General features: G+C 41.2%; 11 protein-coding genes. 4 read left to right on the plus strand and 7 right to left on the minus strand.

Translation table 11 applies throughout. The features are described from left to right. Positions 1-6 precede the first annotated feature (6 nt). Both BM739_RS04670 and BM739_RS04675 read right to left on the minus strand, forming a co-directional pair. On the minus strand, positions 7-279 hold the full coding sequence (locus BM739_RS04670; protein ID WP_076537804.1) for an HPr family phosphocarrier protein: 273 nt from the start codon (positions 277-279) through the stop codon (positions 7-9). 103 nt (positions 280-382) lie between these two features. After that, positions 383-2,029 carry a methyl-accepting chemotaxis protein gene (locus tag BM739_RS04675; protein ID WP_076537806.1) on the minus strand — a complete coding sequence of 549 codons (1,647 nt, stop codon included), beginning with the start codon at positions 2,027-2,029 and terminating at the stop codon, positions 383-385. A 290-nt stretch (positions 2,030-2,319) separates the two neighbouring features. On the opposite strand from BM739_RS04675, the gene BM739_RS04680 reads away from it, so the two are divergent. The 4 genes from BM739_RS04680 to BM739_RS04695 all read left to right on the plus strand — a co-directional run bounded on the left by BM739_RS04680 (position 2,320) and on the right by BM739_RS04695 (position 6,179). Next, a complete protein-coding gene (locus tag BM739_RS04680; RefSeq protein WP_076537809.1) occupies positions 2,320-3,018 on the plus strand; it encodes a DUF3334 family protein in 699 nt (232 codons plus the stop codon). A gap of 88 nt (positions 3,019-3,106) precedes the next feature. Then, positions 3,107-4,153, plus strand: coding sequence for a LacI family DNA-binding transcriptional regulator (locus BM739_RS04685; RefSeq protein ID WP_076537812.1), 1,047 nt, complete (start codon positions 3,107-3,109; stop codon positions 4,151-4,153). A gap of 78 nt (positions 4,154-4,231) precedes the next feature. Beyond that, positions 4,232-5,203 (plus strand): transporter, encoded by a 972-nt coding sequence (locus tag BM739_RS04690; RefSeq protein ID WP_254843464.1) that lies wholly within the window; start codon positions 4,232-4,234, stop codon positions 5,201-5,203. A 34-nt stretch (positions 5,204-5,237) separates the two neighbouring features. Then, positions 5,238-6,179: a DUF808 domain-containing protein gene (locus BM739_RS04695; protein ID WP_076537815.1), complete on the plus strand. Its 942-nt coding sequence runs from the start codon at positions 5,238-5,240 to the stop codon at positions 6,177-6,179. Between the two features lie 251 nt (positions 6,180-6,430). On the opposite strand, the gene BM739_RS04700 is transcribed toward BM739_RS04695, so the two are convergent. The 5 genes from BM739_RS04700 to BM739_RS04720 form a co-directional block, all read right to left on the minus strand. Next, on the minus strand, positions 6,431-8,938 hold the full coding sequence (locus BM739_RS04700) for a glycoside hydrolase family 15 protein (RefSeq protein ID WP_076537818.1): 2,508 nt from the start codon (positions 8,936-8,938) through the stop codon (positions 6,431-6,433). 41 nt (positions 8,939-8,979) lie between these two features. Next, the gene (locus BM739_RS04705; protein ID WP_175609487.1) at positions 8,980-10,575 is read right to left on the minus strand and encodes an MFS transporter; all 1,596 of its coding nucleotides are present in this window, start codon (positions 10,573-10,575) and stop codon (positions 8,980-8,982) included. Positions 10,576-11,063: 488 nt separating this feature from the next. Further along, positions 11,064-13,184 carry a glycoside hydrolase family 97 protein gene (locus BM739_RS04710; protein WP_076537824.1) on the minus strand — a complete coding sequence of 707 codons (2,121 nt, stop codon included), beginning with the start codon at positions 13,182-13,184 and terminating at the stop codon, positions 11,064-11,066. Positions 13,185-13,688: 504 nt separating this feature from the next. Further along, positions 13,689-14,120: a hypothetical protein gene (locus BM739_RS04715; RefSeq protein ID WP_076537827.1), complete on the minus strand. Its 432-nt coding sequence runs from the start codon at positions 14,118-14,120 to the stop codon at positions 13,689-13,691. A gap of 450 nt (positions 14,121-14,570) precedes the next feature. Beyond that, positions 14,571-16,481: an alpha-amylase family protein gene (locus BM739_RS04720; protein WP_254843465.1), complete on the minus strand. Its 1,911-nt coding sequence runs from the start codon at positions 16,479-16,481 to the stop codon at positions 14,571-14,573. Between the last annotated feature and the right edge of the window lie 2 nt (positions 16,482-16,483).

Consider the following 16,483-nt stretch of genomic DNA (forward strand, 5'->3'; position numbering starts at 1 on the left):
ATCCTACTAACTTAAGGTGATGAGTAATTCTGACACAGTCTCAACGGCTTCTTCTGCCTTTTCCCCTTCGGCAAAGACCTTAACTGATTGACCTAAATATAATCCTAAGGTTTGTAATTTAAACAAACTTTTGGCACTGGCCTGTTTACCATTACATTCGACAATGACATCACAGTCAAAGGTTTTTGCCGCTTTTACTAATAAAGCTGCAGGTCGAGTATGAATGCCATGGGGAGCGATAATGGTAACGGTTTTTTCATAATAGATTCTATCGGACATTGAAGTTACGCTCTTAGCATTAATAATACAAATGATAATAACGTAAACCCGCCAAGGCTAATAGCGGGTTTACGATTTTATTAAGACTTAAATCAACAAATTATTAGGTCTTAAACTGACTTAAGGTTTGAGTCACATGTTGACTGATGTGCTGTAATGACTGCGCAGCTTGGCTATTAGTTTCATTGGTCTTTACTGCAACCTCAGTAAGCTCTGAAATAGTACTAATGTTGCGGCTAATTTCGGCGGTGACATGGGACTGCTCTTCGGTAGCACTGGCAAGCTGCGAGTTCATATCACTGATACTGGCAATCACGGTTAAGATTTCTGTCATCGCTTGTTGCGATTGGATCGCTTTAGTTTGTAATTGCTCAGATTGCTGCTGGGTTTCAGTATTACTTTTGATGACATGTTCAACGCCATTGTGGATCTGAGTAATAATTTTATTAATTTCATTTGTAGAGGCTTGGGTGCGGGTGGCAAGGGCGCGAACTTCATCGGCAACGACAGCAAAACCGCGCCCATTTTCACCGGCCCGCGCCGCTTCAATGGCTGCGTTTAATGCTAATAAATTGGTTTGATCTGCAATGGCGCCAATGGTGTCTAAAATGCTGCTGATCTCAACTGAAGATTTACCTAACTCATGAGTAACGCTTTCTGCATTTTTAAGTTCAGTCACCAGTATTTCAGTTTCATTTACCGTTTGCTGCATAAACTGCTGAGACTGCTGCGCTTGTTGTTTAACGTTGTTGGCACCATCTGCAGCTTGATAGGTGTTTTGCGCCATATCATTGGTGGTGGCTAACATTTGATTAACGGCAGTGGCAACACTTTGGGTTTCACTGTGGATGAGCTCAGCGCTTTGGTTGGACTCTTCCACGGCGACCAGTAACTGCTGCGCATCGGTATCTAGCTCAGTACCTAAGGGTTTTAAGTTGGCCACCATAGTTGAAATTTTTTCGACAAATGCATTAAAGGCATCGGCCATTTTGGCCACTTCGTCATTACCACTATTATCTAAGCGTTTAGATAAATCACCTTCACCTTTAGCAATATCTTCCATAGCTGCAATGGCTGCATTAATCGGTGAAGTGATTGATACATTAAGCAATAAAAAGAAGCCGAAAATTGGAATAGAGATTAACAACATAATAATCAAATAATTAATAAGCACACTGCCCATACTCTCATTAACATCGGCGGCGCTTGCTTGCGCGATAATGGTCCAGCCCCATTGCGGATAAAAATGCGCTTCAGCCAAAATGGTTTCAACTTTACTAGAATATCCTTCACTGCCTTGATAATCCAAATGGGCAGTAATGTTTGTTTTAGCTTCAGTTATTAACGTCACAAAGGGCTGGCTGCCATCAGCTGCAATAAATGATTCTGCGCTGCGGCCCAAATTTGAGTCGTTAGCTGGAAAGCTGATCACGCGGCCTTCTTGGTTGAATACAATATAGGCATCATCTGTCAGGTAGCGGATATCATTGATAATTGAGAGTGCTTGCTCGGCTAATTTTTGATGTTCATTAGTGTCATTATCAACAGTTAGCTTGTTGGCGCTCAGTGCATCAAGCATCGATACAGCCGTGGAAACTTGTGCATCAAGTTGTAGATGTTTTTGCTTTAATAAATTGTTGTACTGCTCATTAATCGAGAAGCTGGCAAAAATGACAGTACCAACAGCTGCTAGGCCTAGCATTATAAAAAGGCGTTTTAAAATTGTTAATTGCCGTAGAAAGGAAATCATTTTTGACCTTATGTATTTAGGTAAACATTTATTAGCAAAATATTGTCATAAATTGTTATATAAATAACAAATTATGTAGTTTTTTGTGAGCTAATGACGGTTTTGTACAAAATGATACATTACTAGCTGGGGGAAAGTTTAATTATATTGATCTAAACCATTAAAAATATTTGCTTTTATTGAGCATTTGTTGGTGTGGGTATTTATTTTTGCTAATGAAATGTTTTAACTTTGATTTGTTGAGCGATAAGCCTAAAATGAAGCAATTGTAAAACAAGGAAAACATTGTTATGAATTCTCTACAAGTCGTTACTACTGATGATATTTTACTCAAGCTATGTCACTCAGTAACCCATGTACTTTCAAGCACCAGCGACAGTCAAGTGACGCATGCCGGTATGGTGCAAAACATCACTCGCACCTGTTTAAAGCCAGATCTTGGTTGTTTCTCTATATTTGATGGTGGTTTTTCTGGCTTAGTGGTGATCAATTTCACCAAAGAAGCGGCCATAGAAATTTACCGTCGCTACATGCTTAACATGGGAATGCCGGAATCTGAACTAGCCATTTCACATACATCTGATGATGTTGCCAATGTGATGGGCGAATTAATGAATCAAATTCTGGGTAATTTCATTAAAACCATTTCTAAGGAATTACAAACCTCTATCAGTCAAAGCCAGCCTAAAATGTTGACTATCAATAAAGAGCTGACTATATCAATCGATACCAATTTAGATGAGGCCGTTTCTCGAAGAGTGACCTTTAGAACGGCAGATAATCATATCTTTTATCTTGAATTTGCCATGGATAAAACGGAGTTTATCAAACTTAAAGAGTTTGCCATGGATGAAGATATAGACCCTGATGCTTTAATTGAAAGCCATGGCAATCGTGCTAATAAGCAGGCTGGTCATTTGGCTGCGACAAGTGCGGCAGTTGCTGTTACTAATGAAGCTGATGATCTGCTAACTGAATTAGGTTTATAAAAGTAATTAAACGGTGATTGTTAATGTCATTTTAGGTATAAACAATAACAGAGTACCTAAAAAACTATAATAAAGGCGTGATGCGAATATGACATCTAAAGCTACTTCAATTGATATTGCTTACAAAGCGGGTGTATCTCAATCGACTGTTTCTCGTGCGCTGAGAAATAGTCCCTTAGTCAATCTTGAAACAAGGCAACGTATTCAAGCTATTGCGAAAGAACTTAACTATAAAGTTGATAAAAACGCCAGTAATTTACGTACTCAAAATAGTTACACGCTGGCATTATTGATTTGTGAAGATCCCACCAACGATGAATCGTTAATCAATCCGTTTTTCTTATCGATGCTAGGCTCTATAACCCGCGCTACGGCGCAGCAAGGTTATGATTTGCTGGTGTCTTTTCAGCAGCTTTCTAGCGACTGGCATGCCGATTATGAAGACAGTAATAAAGCCGATGGCATTATATTATTAGGTTATGGCGATTATGTGGATTATGGGCACAAACTACAAAAGCTGCTGGAGCAAAATACCCACTTTGTCATTTGGGGCGCAGAGCCCAACCACAAAGAAGTGTTATCAATAGGCTGTGACAATCACCAAGGTGGGGTGATAGCCACAGAACATATTATTTCGTTAAATAAGCAAAATATTGCCTTTTTAGGCGATGCATCTGAGCATAGCCCAGAGTTTAGAGACCGTTATCTAGGTCATGTCGATGCATTAAAAAAAGTAGCCATTAAAGCCAATAAAAATATTCAGTTTGATGCCATTAGCACTGAAAGCTCAGGTTTTGATGCGGCCATTAATTTATTGGATAGTGGTCATCCATTTGAGGCTATTTTTGCCGCCAGTGATTTAATTGCAATTGGCGCCATACGCGCCTTAAAGCAACGGGGCGTGAGGGTACCTGAAGATATCGTGGTGGTGGGCTATGATGATATTCCCGTGGCGAGTTTTGCTAATCCGGCGCTAACGACAGTTAGGCAAAATACTAAATTAGCCGGCGAGATCCTGGTTGAAAGTTTGCTAAAACTCATTAGAGGGAAAGAGGTGGCGCCGCAACTTATTCCGACTAATTTAGTGGTGCGTCAATCATGTGGTACGACAGAGCAAGAGCAAGAGCAAAGCTAATCAGATAAATACTGACGGAATAACACTCAACCAGCTATTATTTTTATAGCTGGTTTGAAAATTATTATGGATAATAATGTGACATTTAAAGGTGTATTTTTACAGGTTATTGAGACTCGACACTCTTGGCGTCAGTTATTTAACTGGCCATTAACCTTGCTATTGCTCATCCTATTGTTCATCGCACTGTCACTATTTCCATTATCAATTAAAGCCCAAGACTTAGAACCAAGAAGTTACACCAATATTCCTGTTGGCATGCACTTTGTAGCCCTTGGGTATTTACACTCTGAAGGCAAATTATCACCATCACCTTCCGTGCCCCTCAAAGATGCCCAGCTCTCACTTGATGCTGCAGTAGTGGGTTATGCCACAAGCTTTGCCATTGCCGGGCGCTCATCAAAACTCGACATGTCCGCTTCACGAATTTGTATGCAAGGCAGTGCAAATTACTTAGGTGAATTTGTAGAAGCTGATCGTTGTGGTTATGGCGATCCAACTGTCCGATTAACGTGGAATTTTTACGGCGCGCCAGCGGTTTCCCCTAAGGACTTTGCTCAGTACAGCGAAGGCTTAGTGATGGGAACAAGTTTACAAATAAGTCTGCCTATTGGCTCATATGATCAAGATAAATTAATTAATGCCAGTTCAAATCAATGGGTATTTAGACCTGGATTGGGTATGTCCTATCGCATCGGTAACTGGTATTACAGCGCAATGGGCTCGATTCGACTCTATACTGATAACGATGCTTTTTATAACCAAGTCACATTAGAGAAACAGCCTCAATATAATCTGCAAGGACATATCATTTACAGTATCGCCCGTGGCCAATGGTTATCATTAAGTGCCAATTACTTCTTTGGCGGTGAAACAACCAAGAATGGTATTGATGCCGACGATGCTCAAGATAACTCACGCTTTGGGCTGACATATTCATTGGCCTTTAATCGACAGCACAGCATGAAAATATATGCTAATACTGGCGTTATAACGCGGATAGGTAACGATTTCGATACCTTTGGTCTATTGTGGCAATATGCCTTTTAACTGAACTGTTAGATAACACAACAAGGAAGCCATTATGGCGGGTGCAAGCTTATTAGTTTTACTCGATGATATAGCAACGATACTCGATGATGTTGCTGCAATGAGTAAAATCGCCGCAAGAAAAACCGCAGGGGTATTAGGCGATGATTTAGCCCTTAATGCACAGCAAGTGTCTGGTGTTGCATCAGAACGCGAGTTACCCGTGGTATGGGCTGTGGCTAAAGGCTCTTTTAAAAACAAAGTCATTTTGGTTCCGGCCGCTTTGCTTATCAGCGCTTTTATTCCTTGGGCTATCACCCCTTTACTGATGTTTGGCGGCATCTTTTTATGCTACGAAGGTTTTGAAAAGGTGCATCATAGTTATGTACATCGCAAAGATAAGCAAACGCTGGTATCAGATGAGCAAATTGTAGAAAAAAGCCAGCACGATATTGAGCAGTTTGAAAAAGTAAAAGTGCAAGGTGCTATTAGAACTGACTTTGTGCTTTCCGCTGAAATTATAGCGATAAGCCTCGGTGTTGTTTCTCAAAGTAGTTTAATGAGCCAGTTTTTAACCTTAAGCGTTATAGCTGTGATTATGACGGTAGGGGTGTATGGCTTAGTGGCAGGGATTGTAAAAATTGATGATCTAGGCCTTTACCTTACCCAAAGAAAAGGTGACGGCGCGCTAGTTAAAATATGGCATAAAATCGGTTTTTGGTTACTGGCCGCCGCGCCCTATTTAATGAAAGGGTTAACCATAGTCGGCACCATTGCCATGTTTATGGTGGGCGGCGGCATTTTAACCCATGGAATTCATATCGTAAGTGAGCAGATTAGCCAGATAGCGATAATGACGGGGGAGTTAGCTTATGTGGGCGCGATACTACAAGCTATTACCCCAAGCTTGTTAAACGCATTATTTGGTCTTATTGCTGGCGGTATTAGTTTGCTGTTAATAAATGCAGGCTTAAAATTAAAACAGCAATTGAGTTAGTTTCAGGAGTCTGATTTTTGTTTGGGCAAATAAAAAAGCATATTGAAATTCAATATGCTTTTTTTAACTAATTTAGCTTAGTACTAATAGCCGTTGTTCGATATTAGGCGTCAGTGTTAACCGCTTTAGGATTGGCGCCATAATCATTGTCTTCTTTGCTATTTCCACAGGCAAACACAAAGATGACAATCGCACCATAAAAAAGCCGCAAATTTTATTTGCGGCTTTTGAATGTATGTTAACCTTTGCGGTTATTTAGCCAGTTTGTCAGCCACGATAGGGTAATAGTCCCATACGGCTTTATCTGTCATAGAGCGAACCAGTTTCACGTATTCTGCGTGTGTCCATGCAAGTGGTGTCGCTGAGTTGGTGCCATCACCCATGGCGTAGTTATAACGCGTTGGGTTACCCACACCGTCCCAAGCTTGCTCTGGTAACATCATGCCTTCATTGGCAAAGGTTTCCATGCCTTGAACATAGGTGTTAATGAGCGCTTGATGGCTTTCTGGGGTAAGGGTGTCATTGGCTTTAGCTAATGCCAGTTCATAGTGTCCACGTTCACCGGTAAAGAATGGCCACACGCGACCACGCTGATCTGCGGTATTACCTTTTTCAGCGTAGCTTAAACCGCTAACGATATCTTCGCCATAACCATCGTTACCATAGCGTCTAAAACCAGGAATTAAACTGCCATCTTTGGCTTTAAATTCGTACTTAACTCGAAGGTTATCTTCAAGGTTTGTATCATCAATTAGCATAACGCTGTTTTGGATCACACTGTCATTAGCGACTTTTACGCCATAACGCACTAACTCTAAGAAACCGCCATCAAGAATGACTCTTTGATCAAGACCCGGTTTGCCATTGTTATCTAATAACTTGTCGGCATTGTTTGGATTACCATTTGGGCTAATACGAACATAATAAGGTTTATTGTCCTGACTAAGCTCACCGGTTGTGGTCACCATTGTTGATTCAAGACTGGCTTCTAGCTTACGCGCCAGTTGTAGGTATTTATTAGCATCTTCATCTTTGGCAAGCTTGGCTAAATCACCGGCGGCTACAAGCCCTGCAATAACCGCAGCCGTGGTAGACGGGGAGAAACCCGCTTGTTCTTCCCAGCGCTCTTGTTGGGTACTAGGAGGCGTAATACTGGTGTCATTCCAATCTAGTTTTACATTGCCGCCAGTAACTAAGAACTCTGCCGCAGGTTTAAGCATGTCGGTATACCACTGACTGATTTCAGCATCAGTTAATACGCCCGCTTGCCATAGTTTCCAACCGAGCATTATTGGCATTGCTGTTTGATCAAGCTGAACACCAACCCATTCAATTTCACCATCAACGTGGGTTTTTTGTAAAAACCATCCTGGAGTGCCGACATATTCTGGTGTTTGTTGACTCACTTGTACTTTCTTTAAATACTCAAAAGCCACTTTTGGGGTTTGGGTGTCACCCATGGCTAAAAATGCCATGGCGCACTGATAAAAATCCCGTGGCCATACCGCTTTATAACCTGTGCTACCCACCTTTGCGGAAACACTGTCACCCCAAGGGTTAGACAGTGAAGCTATTAGTGCGCCTGCGTGGGTTTTATCTTCTTGCGCTTTTAACACTAAAGCACTGGTATACAGCAGTTGACCGTTATCAGTGGTGTTAGCACTCATGTCGTTAAGCACTGGCAATGAACTTAAATAGTCTTTCCAGCCGACATGTTTGTCATCGCCAAGATAAGCACTTAATACCTTGTCATAGCCGCTATTAAGTGTGGCATCGACATTGGCTAAACTGCTTTGCTTATCGTGACCAAAGCCGATAGCAATATTCATTTCTAGGGTGTTGCTATCTGCTGATTTGTTTAACGTTGGATATTGAGCAGTAAGCGCCACATTGCCAATAACACTGTTATCTGTGCTGGTGGTGTTATAGAGGTTATTTAGCTGACCGTTGTCTTTAAGGTCAACTAAACCATCAGACTTTCCGACAAATCCAGCGCTGGCTTGAGTAAATGCCACATCTGATTTGATGGTCATTACTGATGAGTCAGCATTATTGGTATATGCCACTAACGCGCCATTTTCAACACTGGCAATATCATTGGCGCCGCTATTATCTACATGTGGATTGGCATATAAATGTGGGGTAATACCGTCAGCGAAAGCGGTAAAAATGACCTTCATCATCATGCTGTCGCGGTTTGGATCGGTAAAGATATGCTTTTCGATTTGGTACTGACCATTTCTCGCTTTATTGATCACTTTATAGGCTAATGATAATGGTCGGCCTTGTTCATCTTGATGTAAATATTCGATGCTACTGATAGTGTCTTGTTTTTCAGTATCAACAAAGCCATCACCAGTAATGATGAACTGCATTTCTTTTAATTGAGCATTGTGGATCAAGCCATACATGGTTTCAGTAAGCACACCTTGGGCGATGGAAAACCACACTTTGCTCAGTGGATTTTCAGCGCTGCTTTGGTATTGACCGTTTACATAAGGCTCATAAGAGGTGCCAATACCGGTTTTACCTGAGAAAGCCCAAGTTGGATCAATACCCGGAGCGCCAGGAGCGACTTGCTTAATGGTAGTGATTTCAGCAGCTGTCTGATTGGCTTGTTCTGGCGTAACTTTAGCTTCAGAGCAGGCCGTTAATGCCAATAATGAACCCGTCACCACAGCGGCATTGATCGCCTTAGCGACAAACGATTTTTTAAAGCTAATTTTTTGTGAGTTATTAATATTTAACATAGCGCTCATGAATAACGGTCCCCAAATATTTTTAAAAATTTATAATGTAATTAGTCTTGTTTTAAGGCTTTAAATTGTGAGCTAGGTTGATCAACAAATAGCACCGCAATACCAGCAATAATCATAAATACTCCACCGGTGATCAGTGCAAAAATGGGTTCACCATCAAATAAGGTATTTAAAATTACACCTAAAATACTGGCGGCAAGTAATTGTGGTATAACGATAAAGAAGTTAAATATGCCCATAAACACGCCCATTTTTTTAGGTGGCAATATGCCAGAAAGCATGGCGTAAGGGACTGATAAGATTGATGCCCAAGCGATACCGACACCAATCATTGGGATCCATAACATTTGTGGGTCTGTTATAAAGTAAAAGCTAATTAGCCCTAATCCACCCAGTGTTAGGTTGATGGTGTGGGTAAGCTTTATGCCTACAGCCTTAGCGAGAAAAGGAATAACGATAGCAGCGAGGGCGGCAAAGCCATTGTATGAAGCGAATAACATGCCGACCCAGTCAGCGCCGTCGTTATACGCTTGTGACACAACATCAGAGCTGCCGTAATGATAAGAGGTTACCGCTGAGGTGGTGTAAATCCACATGGCGAACAGCGCAAACCATGAGAAAAATTGCACAATAGCAAGTTGATGCATGGCTTTAGGCATATGAAATAAATCGTCAACGACGTTAAATACCATACCTAATGAGTCACGTTTTTTATCCTTGATACCAGCTAGTGCCTTAGCGCAATAAAGCTGTAATGGGCCAAAAGCAAAGATGCCAATACTAAGAATAAATAACTGTTTATCCCAACCGAGCCCATAAACTAACCCAGTAAAAATAGCGCCAATAGTCATCCAAATCAGTGCTGCGGTTTTATATTGCCCAGCGGTGCGGCTTCGACTATCTTCAAGGGTTTCAGTTTGGTTATTAGTATCGTCATGTGCATGAAATGCACTAATTTCTTCAGGGGAATATTCTTTGGAGCTGACAATCGTCCAGCCAACCGCTAAGAATAATACTGCGCCACCAAAGTAGAAGGCATAACGAACTGAATCGGCTATTTCCCCCGCTGGTGCTGTGTTTGCCACATCAAAGTAATTAGTAAGAATATAAGGCAGTGCAGAGGCAACAACCGCGCCAATGCCGATGAAGAAGCTTTGCATCGCATAGCCTTGAGTGCGTTGACTCTTAGGCAAGTTATCACCGACAAAAGCACGAAACGGCTCCATAGCGATGTTGATTGATGCATCCATAATCCACAACATACCGGCAGCAATCCACAGAGTAGGAGAGTGCGGCATGACAAATAACGCCAGCGTGGTACAAATTGCGCCAATTAAAAAATACGGCCGACGACGGCCAAGACCGTTCCAGGTGTTATCACTTAAATAACCGATAATGGGTTGTACTATGAGTCCGGTTAAAGGCGCTGCTATCCAAAGAATAGGTATTTCATCAATTTCGGCGCCTAGCGTTTGGAAAATACGGCTGACATTGGCATTTTGCAGTGCAAAACCAAATTGGATCCCCAAAAATCCAAAGCACATATTAAAGATTTGCCAGAAGCTTAACTCTGGTTGTTGACGATGCTGAGTCTGAGTCTGAGTCTGAGCATTAGCACTGGCAACATTTTGGCTCATAGTATCGGTAGACATGTATCTTCCTTTTTATAGGTCGTTCAACTTCATGGCTGAACTCTTATTATCACGTTTGCTAATGTACTAGGTAAAAAAATGGCGAATACACATCTCCCTAAGACGGGTATTCGCCAAAGACCTGGTTTGCACTTCAAAAAGGCTGAAGTAAAAAAGGCACTTAAAACCTGACACAATCCGATGAAGGTGATGCGCCAGTAACGACCTAGCCCATTTCATCCACACAAGCAGAGGAGAAATTTAGCAGGTTTCATATTAGCCTTGTGACGGATTTGGGTACAACTAATTACATACGTATTCATCATTTATGCACAACGAAAGCTGATCAAATTTGTAACCAAGCAAGGTGGTTTAGCCAAGCAAACAGATATTAGCAAGGCCAATGTAAAGCAAGAAAAACCTGATGGCAATGAACACGTTAGTTGTGTCAAAAACGCCATCAGGTTTTGGGGGAAGACGAGCAGTAAAATGAGTTAATTTAGCGCTTTAAAACGAATCGCAGTGCCACCACTTTTAGCAAGATTTAACCCCAAAGTGTCATTTGCGGTAACATTTTGGGTTTCAATGACGTAATCATATGGGTTGGTTTCCCAATTAGCTTTAGCGCCATCACGATAAATTTGTGCTTCATATTGTCGATTCTTATCTAAAAATGATAATTCAACATCAAAACTGCGGGCTTGTTCATCGGTGAGTGCGCCAAGGTACCAGTCATCACTGCGGCGGTCTTTACGCGCAAAGGCGACAAAATCACCGACTTCACCAGCAACCGCAATACTCTCACTCCAGTCGGTGGGGACATCTTGAATAAACTGAAAGGCGTCAAGGCGTTCAACATAATTACGTGGTAAATCCGCCGCCATTTGAATTGGACTGTATAACACCACATACAAGGCTAATTGCTTAGTTAATGTTGTTTGCACCCGATTAACTGCATCTAGCCCTTGTGGCGCGAGATTAAATATCCCTGGAGTGAAATCCATTGGCCCTGACAACATACGAGTAAAAGGCAAAATCGCTGTGTGTTCCGGGTTGTTCGGCGGGGTGCCCCAAGCGTTAAACTCTTGGCCGCGGGCGCCTTCTCGGGCAATCCAGTTTGGATATGTGCGGCGCAGACCGGTATCTTTAACGGGTTCGTGAGTATTAATACTAATGCCACGCTTTGCGGCTTCGGTAATACTGTGCAGGTATTCATTGACCATAAACTGGCCATCATGCCATTCATGGCGGGTAATACCGTTTTCATCAACGCGTTTAATATCACCGCCATCGGCGACATAACCGGTTTTGATTTGAGTAACGCCGTGCTTTTGATATAAATCATAAGCATCACTCATTTGGTTACGGTAATTCGTTACAGAGCCTGAGGTTTCATGGTGACCAATTAAGCGTACGTTTTGTTTAGCGCCATATTCACTGACAGCATCCAGATCAAAATCATCATATGGCTTGGTAAAACTAAACACATCACCATTATGGAACCAACTGCCATCCCAACCGAGATTCCAGCCTTCAACTAATACCCCGTCAAAGCCATATTTTGCGGCAAAGTCCATGTAGCGTTTGGTTTCGCTGGTCGTTGCGCCATGTTTATCACCAGAGCCCCAAGTGTTTTCATTAAGGTGCATTCCCCACCAAATACCGACGTATTTACCGGGTTCAACCCAAGACACATCTGCGAGTTTATTGGGTTCATTTAAGTTAAGGATTAAATCTGAATTAAGTAAGCCGGTGGCTTTTTTAGCGATTTGAATGGTGCGCCACGGGGTGGTGAAACCTGGTTTGGTTTTGACTAAAATGCCGTCTGACCATGGAGTTAAGTCGGCTTTAAGGGTGCCATCACGACGCTGATCTAACACCATAGCGGCATAATCAGTTAGCGCCGCTTCATGAATACTTAAATGAGTGCCTGAAGCGAGTTTATAAGTGAAGGGGGTATGAGCACGGTCGACTTTGTTTACTGTTGTCGTGTTATATAAGTATTCGTAGCGATTCCAGCCGCGCCCCGGGATCCACCATGCTGTGGCATTATGGGCATCAGGAATGGAGAACTCAGTTAATTCATTGGTAATGTTTAAGGCGGATTCTGAGGCAAGACCTTTTTGTGTTGGCACTTGATATCTAAAGCCTAACCCATCATCAAACACTTTAAATTCTACGATAAAGTGGTAATCGCCATTACTAAAGCTGGTGGTGAGTTTATTGTGATGATCTTCAACCCATTCACGTTCGCCCCAAGGTTGTTGCCAGCGGGATTGATTGCTGTCTGTGGCAGATTTACTGATCTTAAAACCACTGCCAAATTCTCCCAAAGAATCAAAAACCAATCCCATGCGAGATGCGTTTACTACCTGTTCGCCGTTAAGGGTGACGCTATATTCTGGTCTATCGGCATCATCAGATAAGCTGACAGTAATATTGTTATCAGGTGACGTTATTGAAACGGTTTTAGCACTGACATCGCGAGTTGAAGCTGCTAATGACAAGCCTACCAATATTGACAAGGCTGTAAGCTTAAAACTCATATTCTGATGAGTGTGTTTTTGATATTGAACTGAACGCTGAAGGCAGTTTGCGGCTGTGGGTATGAGCATGAAGGCTCCATATTGTTGTTATTATTTAATCATTACATACTAGAGCGGTTGATCCTTTAGCGGCAATTTATTGCATACGTATTCAAAACATATAGTTTACAGGTGTTTTGAAAGCTTAATTGGGGGCGAGAGGTTAATTCAATTACATAAAATGAGGTTTCATATTATGTGATTATTAAATGTGGATATATAGAAGTGTTATTTGCAATAAATGAAATTACATTGCAATAATTTGGGGTTGAGGCTTAAGTAATTACAATCATTTTATAACTATGATTTTATTTTATGTTTTTGTTATAGCTTTTAAAATGTATTCAAGTTGTCGTTGTTGATAATTACCATTAATGATGCAGTATAAGTCTAAAGTTTGATTTTATTTGGGTTAAATTAAATAAAGTAACATGCATTTGTTTAATTTAATGCTTTAAATTAATTGCTATTTAAAGGCTGTGACAAAGTATTTGTCAATAAAACCTTAAGGTGAATAGTAAGTTAAAGCGTATGTTAATTGTGAATACTTTGGTTTGAATGCCGTATATGTTTAGTCCAGTTATGTGATAATTGAATAACTGCTTCAGCATGGTTTATTAACTGTTGCTCATGGGATAAATCAATATCGACGGCAAAAGCTCTTGCGAGAGCTATGATGGCGTATTCCTCTGTAATCAAAGTTTCACCAGTTAAGCTTTTATTAATCAGTATACTGAATCCATCGAAGAATATTGTTAATAACTCTTTTTCAGTCAGTTGTTTAGGTATCACATCAAGTCTTCTATAGTCATGTATGACCATGACTGATAATTTATTGCAGATTGACTCAATTGACTTAGCTGAATTAGATGATTGCAACCAAACGGGCTGTGATTTAAGAGTAACTTCTATTGCGCGACTGAGCTCTGTTGCGCGCCACCTATCTTTAAAGCTCATCAATAACATTATCAGGCCTTTTAATTATAAAATTTAAATCCTATTGTGGATGTATTCAACTAACTTCATTAAAGAGCTACATGAATTAGATTACATAGCTTGAAAGTTTAATTGTACCTTTAATAAATATCATAACCTGAAATGATGATGAGGGGATAAACTAAAATTGCGATAGCATTAAATAGCTTTTAATAAGTTAAAAATATGCTAGTTATGTATAATATTATCGATTAAGTATTTTAGGTTTTTATTGTTAAAAATTATTCGAAACGATTTAAGTACTAGAGTTATCATTATCTATAACAAAATACGTTCATTCAAATGACGTTTTCTATGATAAGAATTGCTTTTAACTGACTATTTGAGTCACTAGCCTAAAAACCTGCAATAACTTTTTTATTGCAGGTTTGTGTTTATTTGACTATCGCAATGAGCTCGGCTCTGCCGAGCAGGTGTCGATTACCAATTAATGACTAACACTTGAGATTCAAGAGGCTGTAAATTAATCGCAATGCTGGCTTGTTGCTTTAGCACATTCATAGGGTGGTTTTCGTTAGCACCAATGGTAAGCAAGTTTTGTAATTGATAGCTACCATCCTTGATTTGGGCTTTAGTGATTAACGCCTCAGGGAGGTGTAAGTTGATACTCGCAGCTTGGCTGTCGCTAAAATTACTGACTACCAGCATAAACTGCTCGTCGTTATAACGGCTAAAGGCGAAGGTATTATCGTTATAGCCATGTTGATTGGTTTTTTGGCTCACTGTGCGGTTAATCGTATCAAGCTCAAAGTACTCACCTTGCAGGGCTGGCGCCGTGTGACTTAAGTTAACTAAGGTTTGATAATAACTGCGAAGGGCTTTTTCTTCTGCAGTAGACTGGCCGCCATCAAATTTGCCGTTATTCATCCAACGTTGATGGGCCGGCACGCCAACGTAATCGAAAATACTGGTACGGGTGGCTTGGCCAAAACCGGCATTTTGCTCGGCTTTTTCACCGACATCTTGACCGAAATATAACAAGGTCGGAGAGCGACTAATGGTGGTCGAAATCACCATCGCAGGTAAGGCGGCTTCTGCGCTGCCTGCAAAGTCGCCAGTATTAATCCGCTGCTCATCATGATTTTCTAAAAAGTTGAGCATGTGCTGCTCAATGTCTGCTATTTTTGCTTGATCTTCAGCAATGGCAGCCGTCGACTTTTTACCATGGATAATGTCTTTTAAGGTATCGTATAAATCCACTTTGTCGTAAAGGTAATCCATCTTTCCTAAATGAAGATAGTCACGGTAAAGACTTGGGTTATACACTTCAGCAAGTAAAAAAGCATTTGGGTTTAAGTGTTTGATATTACTGTTAAGATAACTCCAAAATTCAACTGGCACCATTTCGGCCATATCGTATCTGAAACCATCAACGCCTTTGGCTAACCAATATTCGGTTATGTCTTTAAATTTAACCCAAGAATCAGGGATGTCACTTACTGGCTGAGTCTGCCAAAACTGGTAATGCTGCGCAGATGACATCTGGGCATATTCACTAGGGAGTGTAGGGAAGTCATGACTACCATCGGGTTTAACCCCATAGTTAACTTTAACGGTTTCATACCAGTCATTTGCATCAGGTTTTGCTAAACGTGAGCCATTACCGGTCCATTTAGCAGGGGTTTCAATAAACTTACCGTCAGCGAGGGGATGAGACTCGCCGCCTAATGGCTGATAGTTATCTTTGGCATCAGGAACGGAGAAGCTCTCACCGACAATATAATAAAAGTTATTGTTTTTATCATATTCAACAGCGGTATTGTCTTGCTCACCAAAGTTGCGATTGCTTGGAAGCGGCGCATTTTGTGGGGCTGATTGATAATGGCGAGCCACATGGTTGGGCACGATATCAATAATCACCTGCATGCCGTTTTGATGGGTACGTGATATAAGCGCTTCAAACTCAGCTAGGCGGTTAGCAGGGTTATCAGCCAGATCTGGGTTAACGTTATAGTAATCTTTTACCGCATAAGGTGAGCCAGCGCGGCCCTTTACCACATCTGGGTCATCATTACTTATTCCAATGTCAGTGTAATCATTGATCAATGCATGATGGGGTACGCCGGTATACCAGACATGGGTCGTCCCTAATGATTTAATGTCTTGCAGAGCAATATCGGTAAAGTCACTAAACTTGCCGACACCGTTGTCCTGTATCGTGCCCCAAGGTTTATTGCTGGTATTGGTATTACCATAAAGGCGGGTAAAAACCTGATAAACCACAGGTTTACCGGTTAAAGGTTTCGCTGCAGCACTTAGCTGCTCAGCGCCGCTCAGTTTAACTGTCTCATTGACACTGGCTTTATCAGTGGCGCAACCTGCAATAGCCATAC

Origin of the sequence: Shewanella sp. UCD-KL21, assembly GCF_001957135.1 — a bacterium.
Taxonomy (GTDB): Bacteria; Pseudomonadota; Gammaproteobacteria; order Enterobacterales; family Shewanellaceae; genus Shewanella.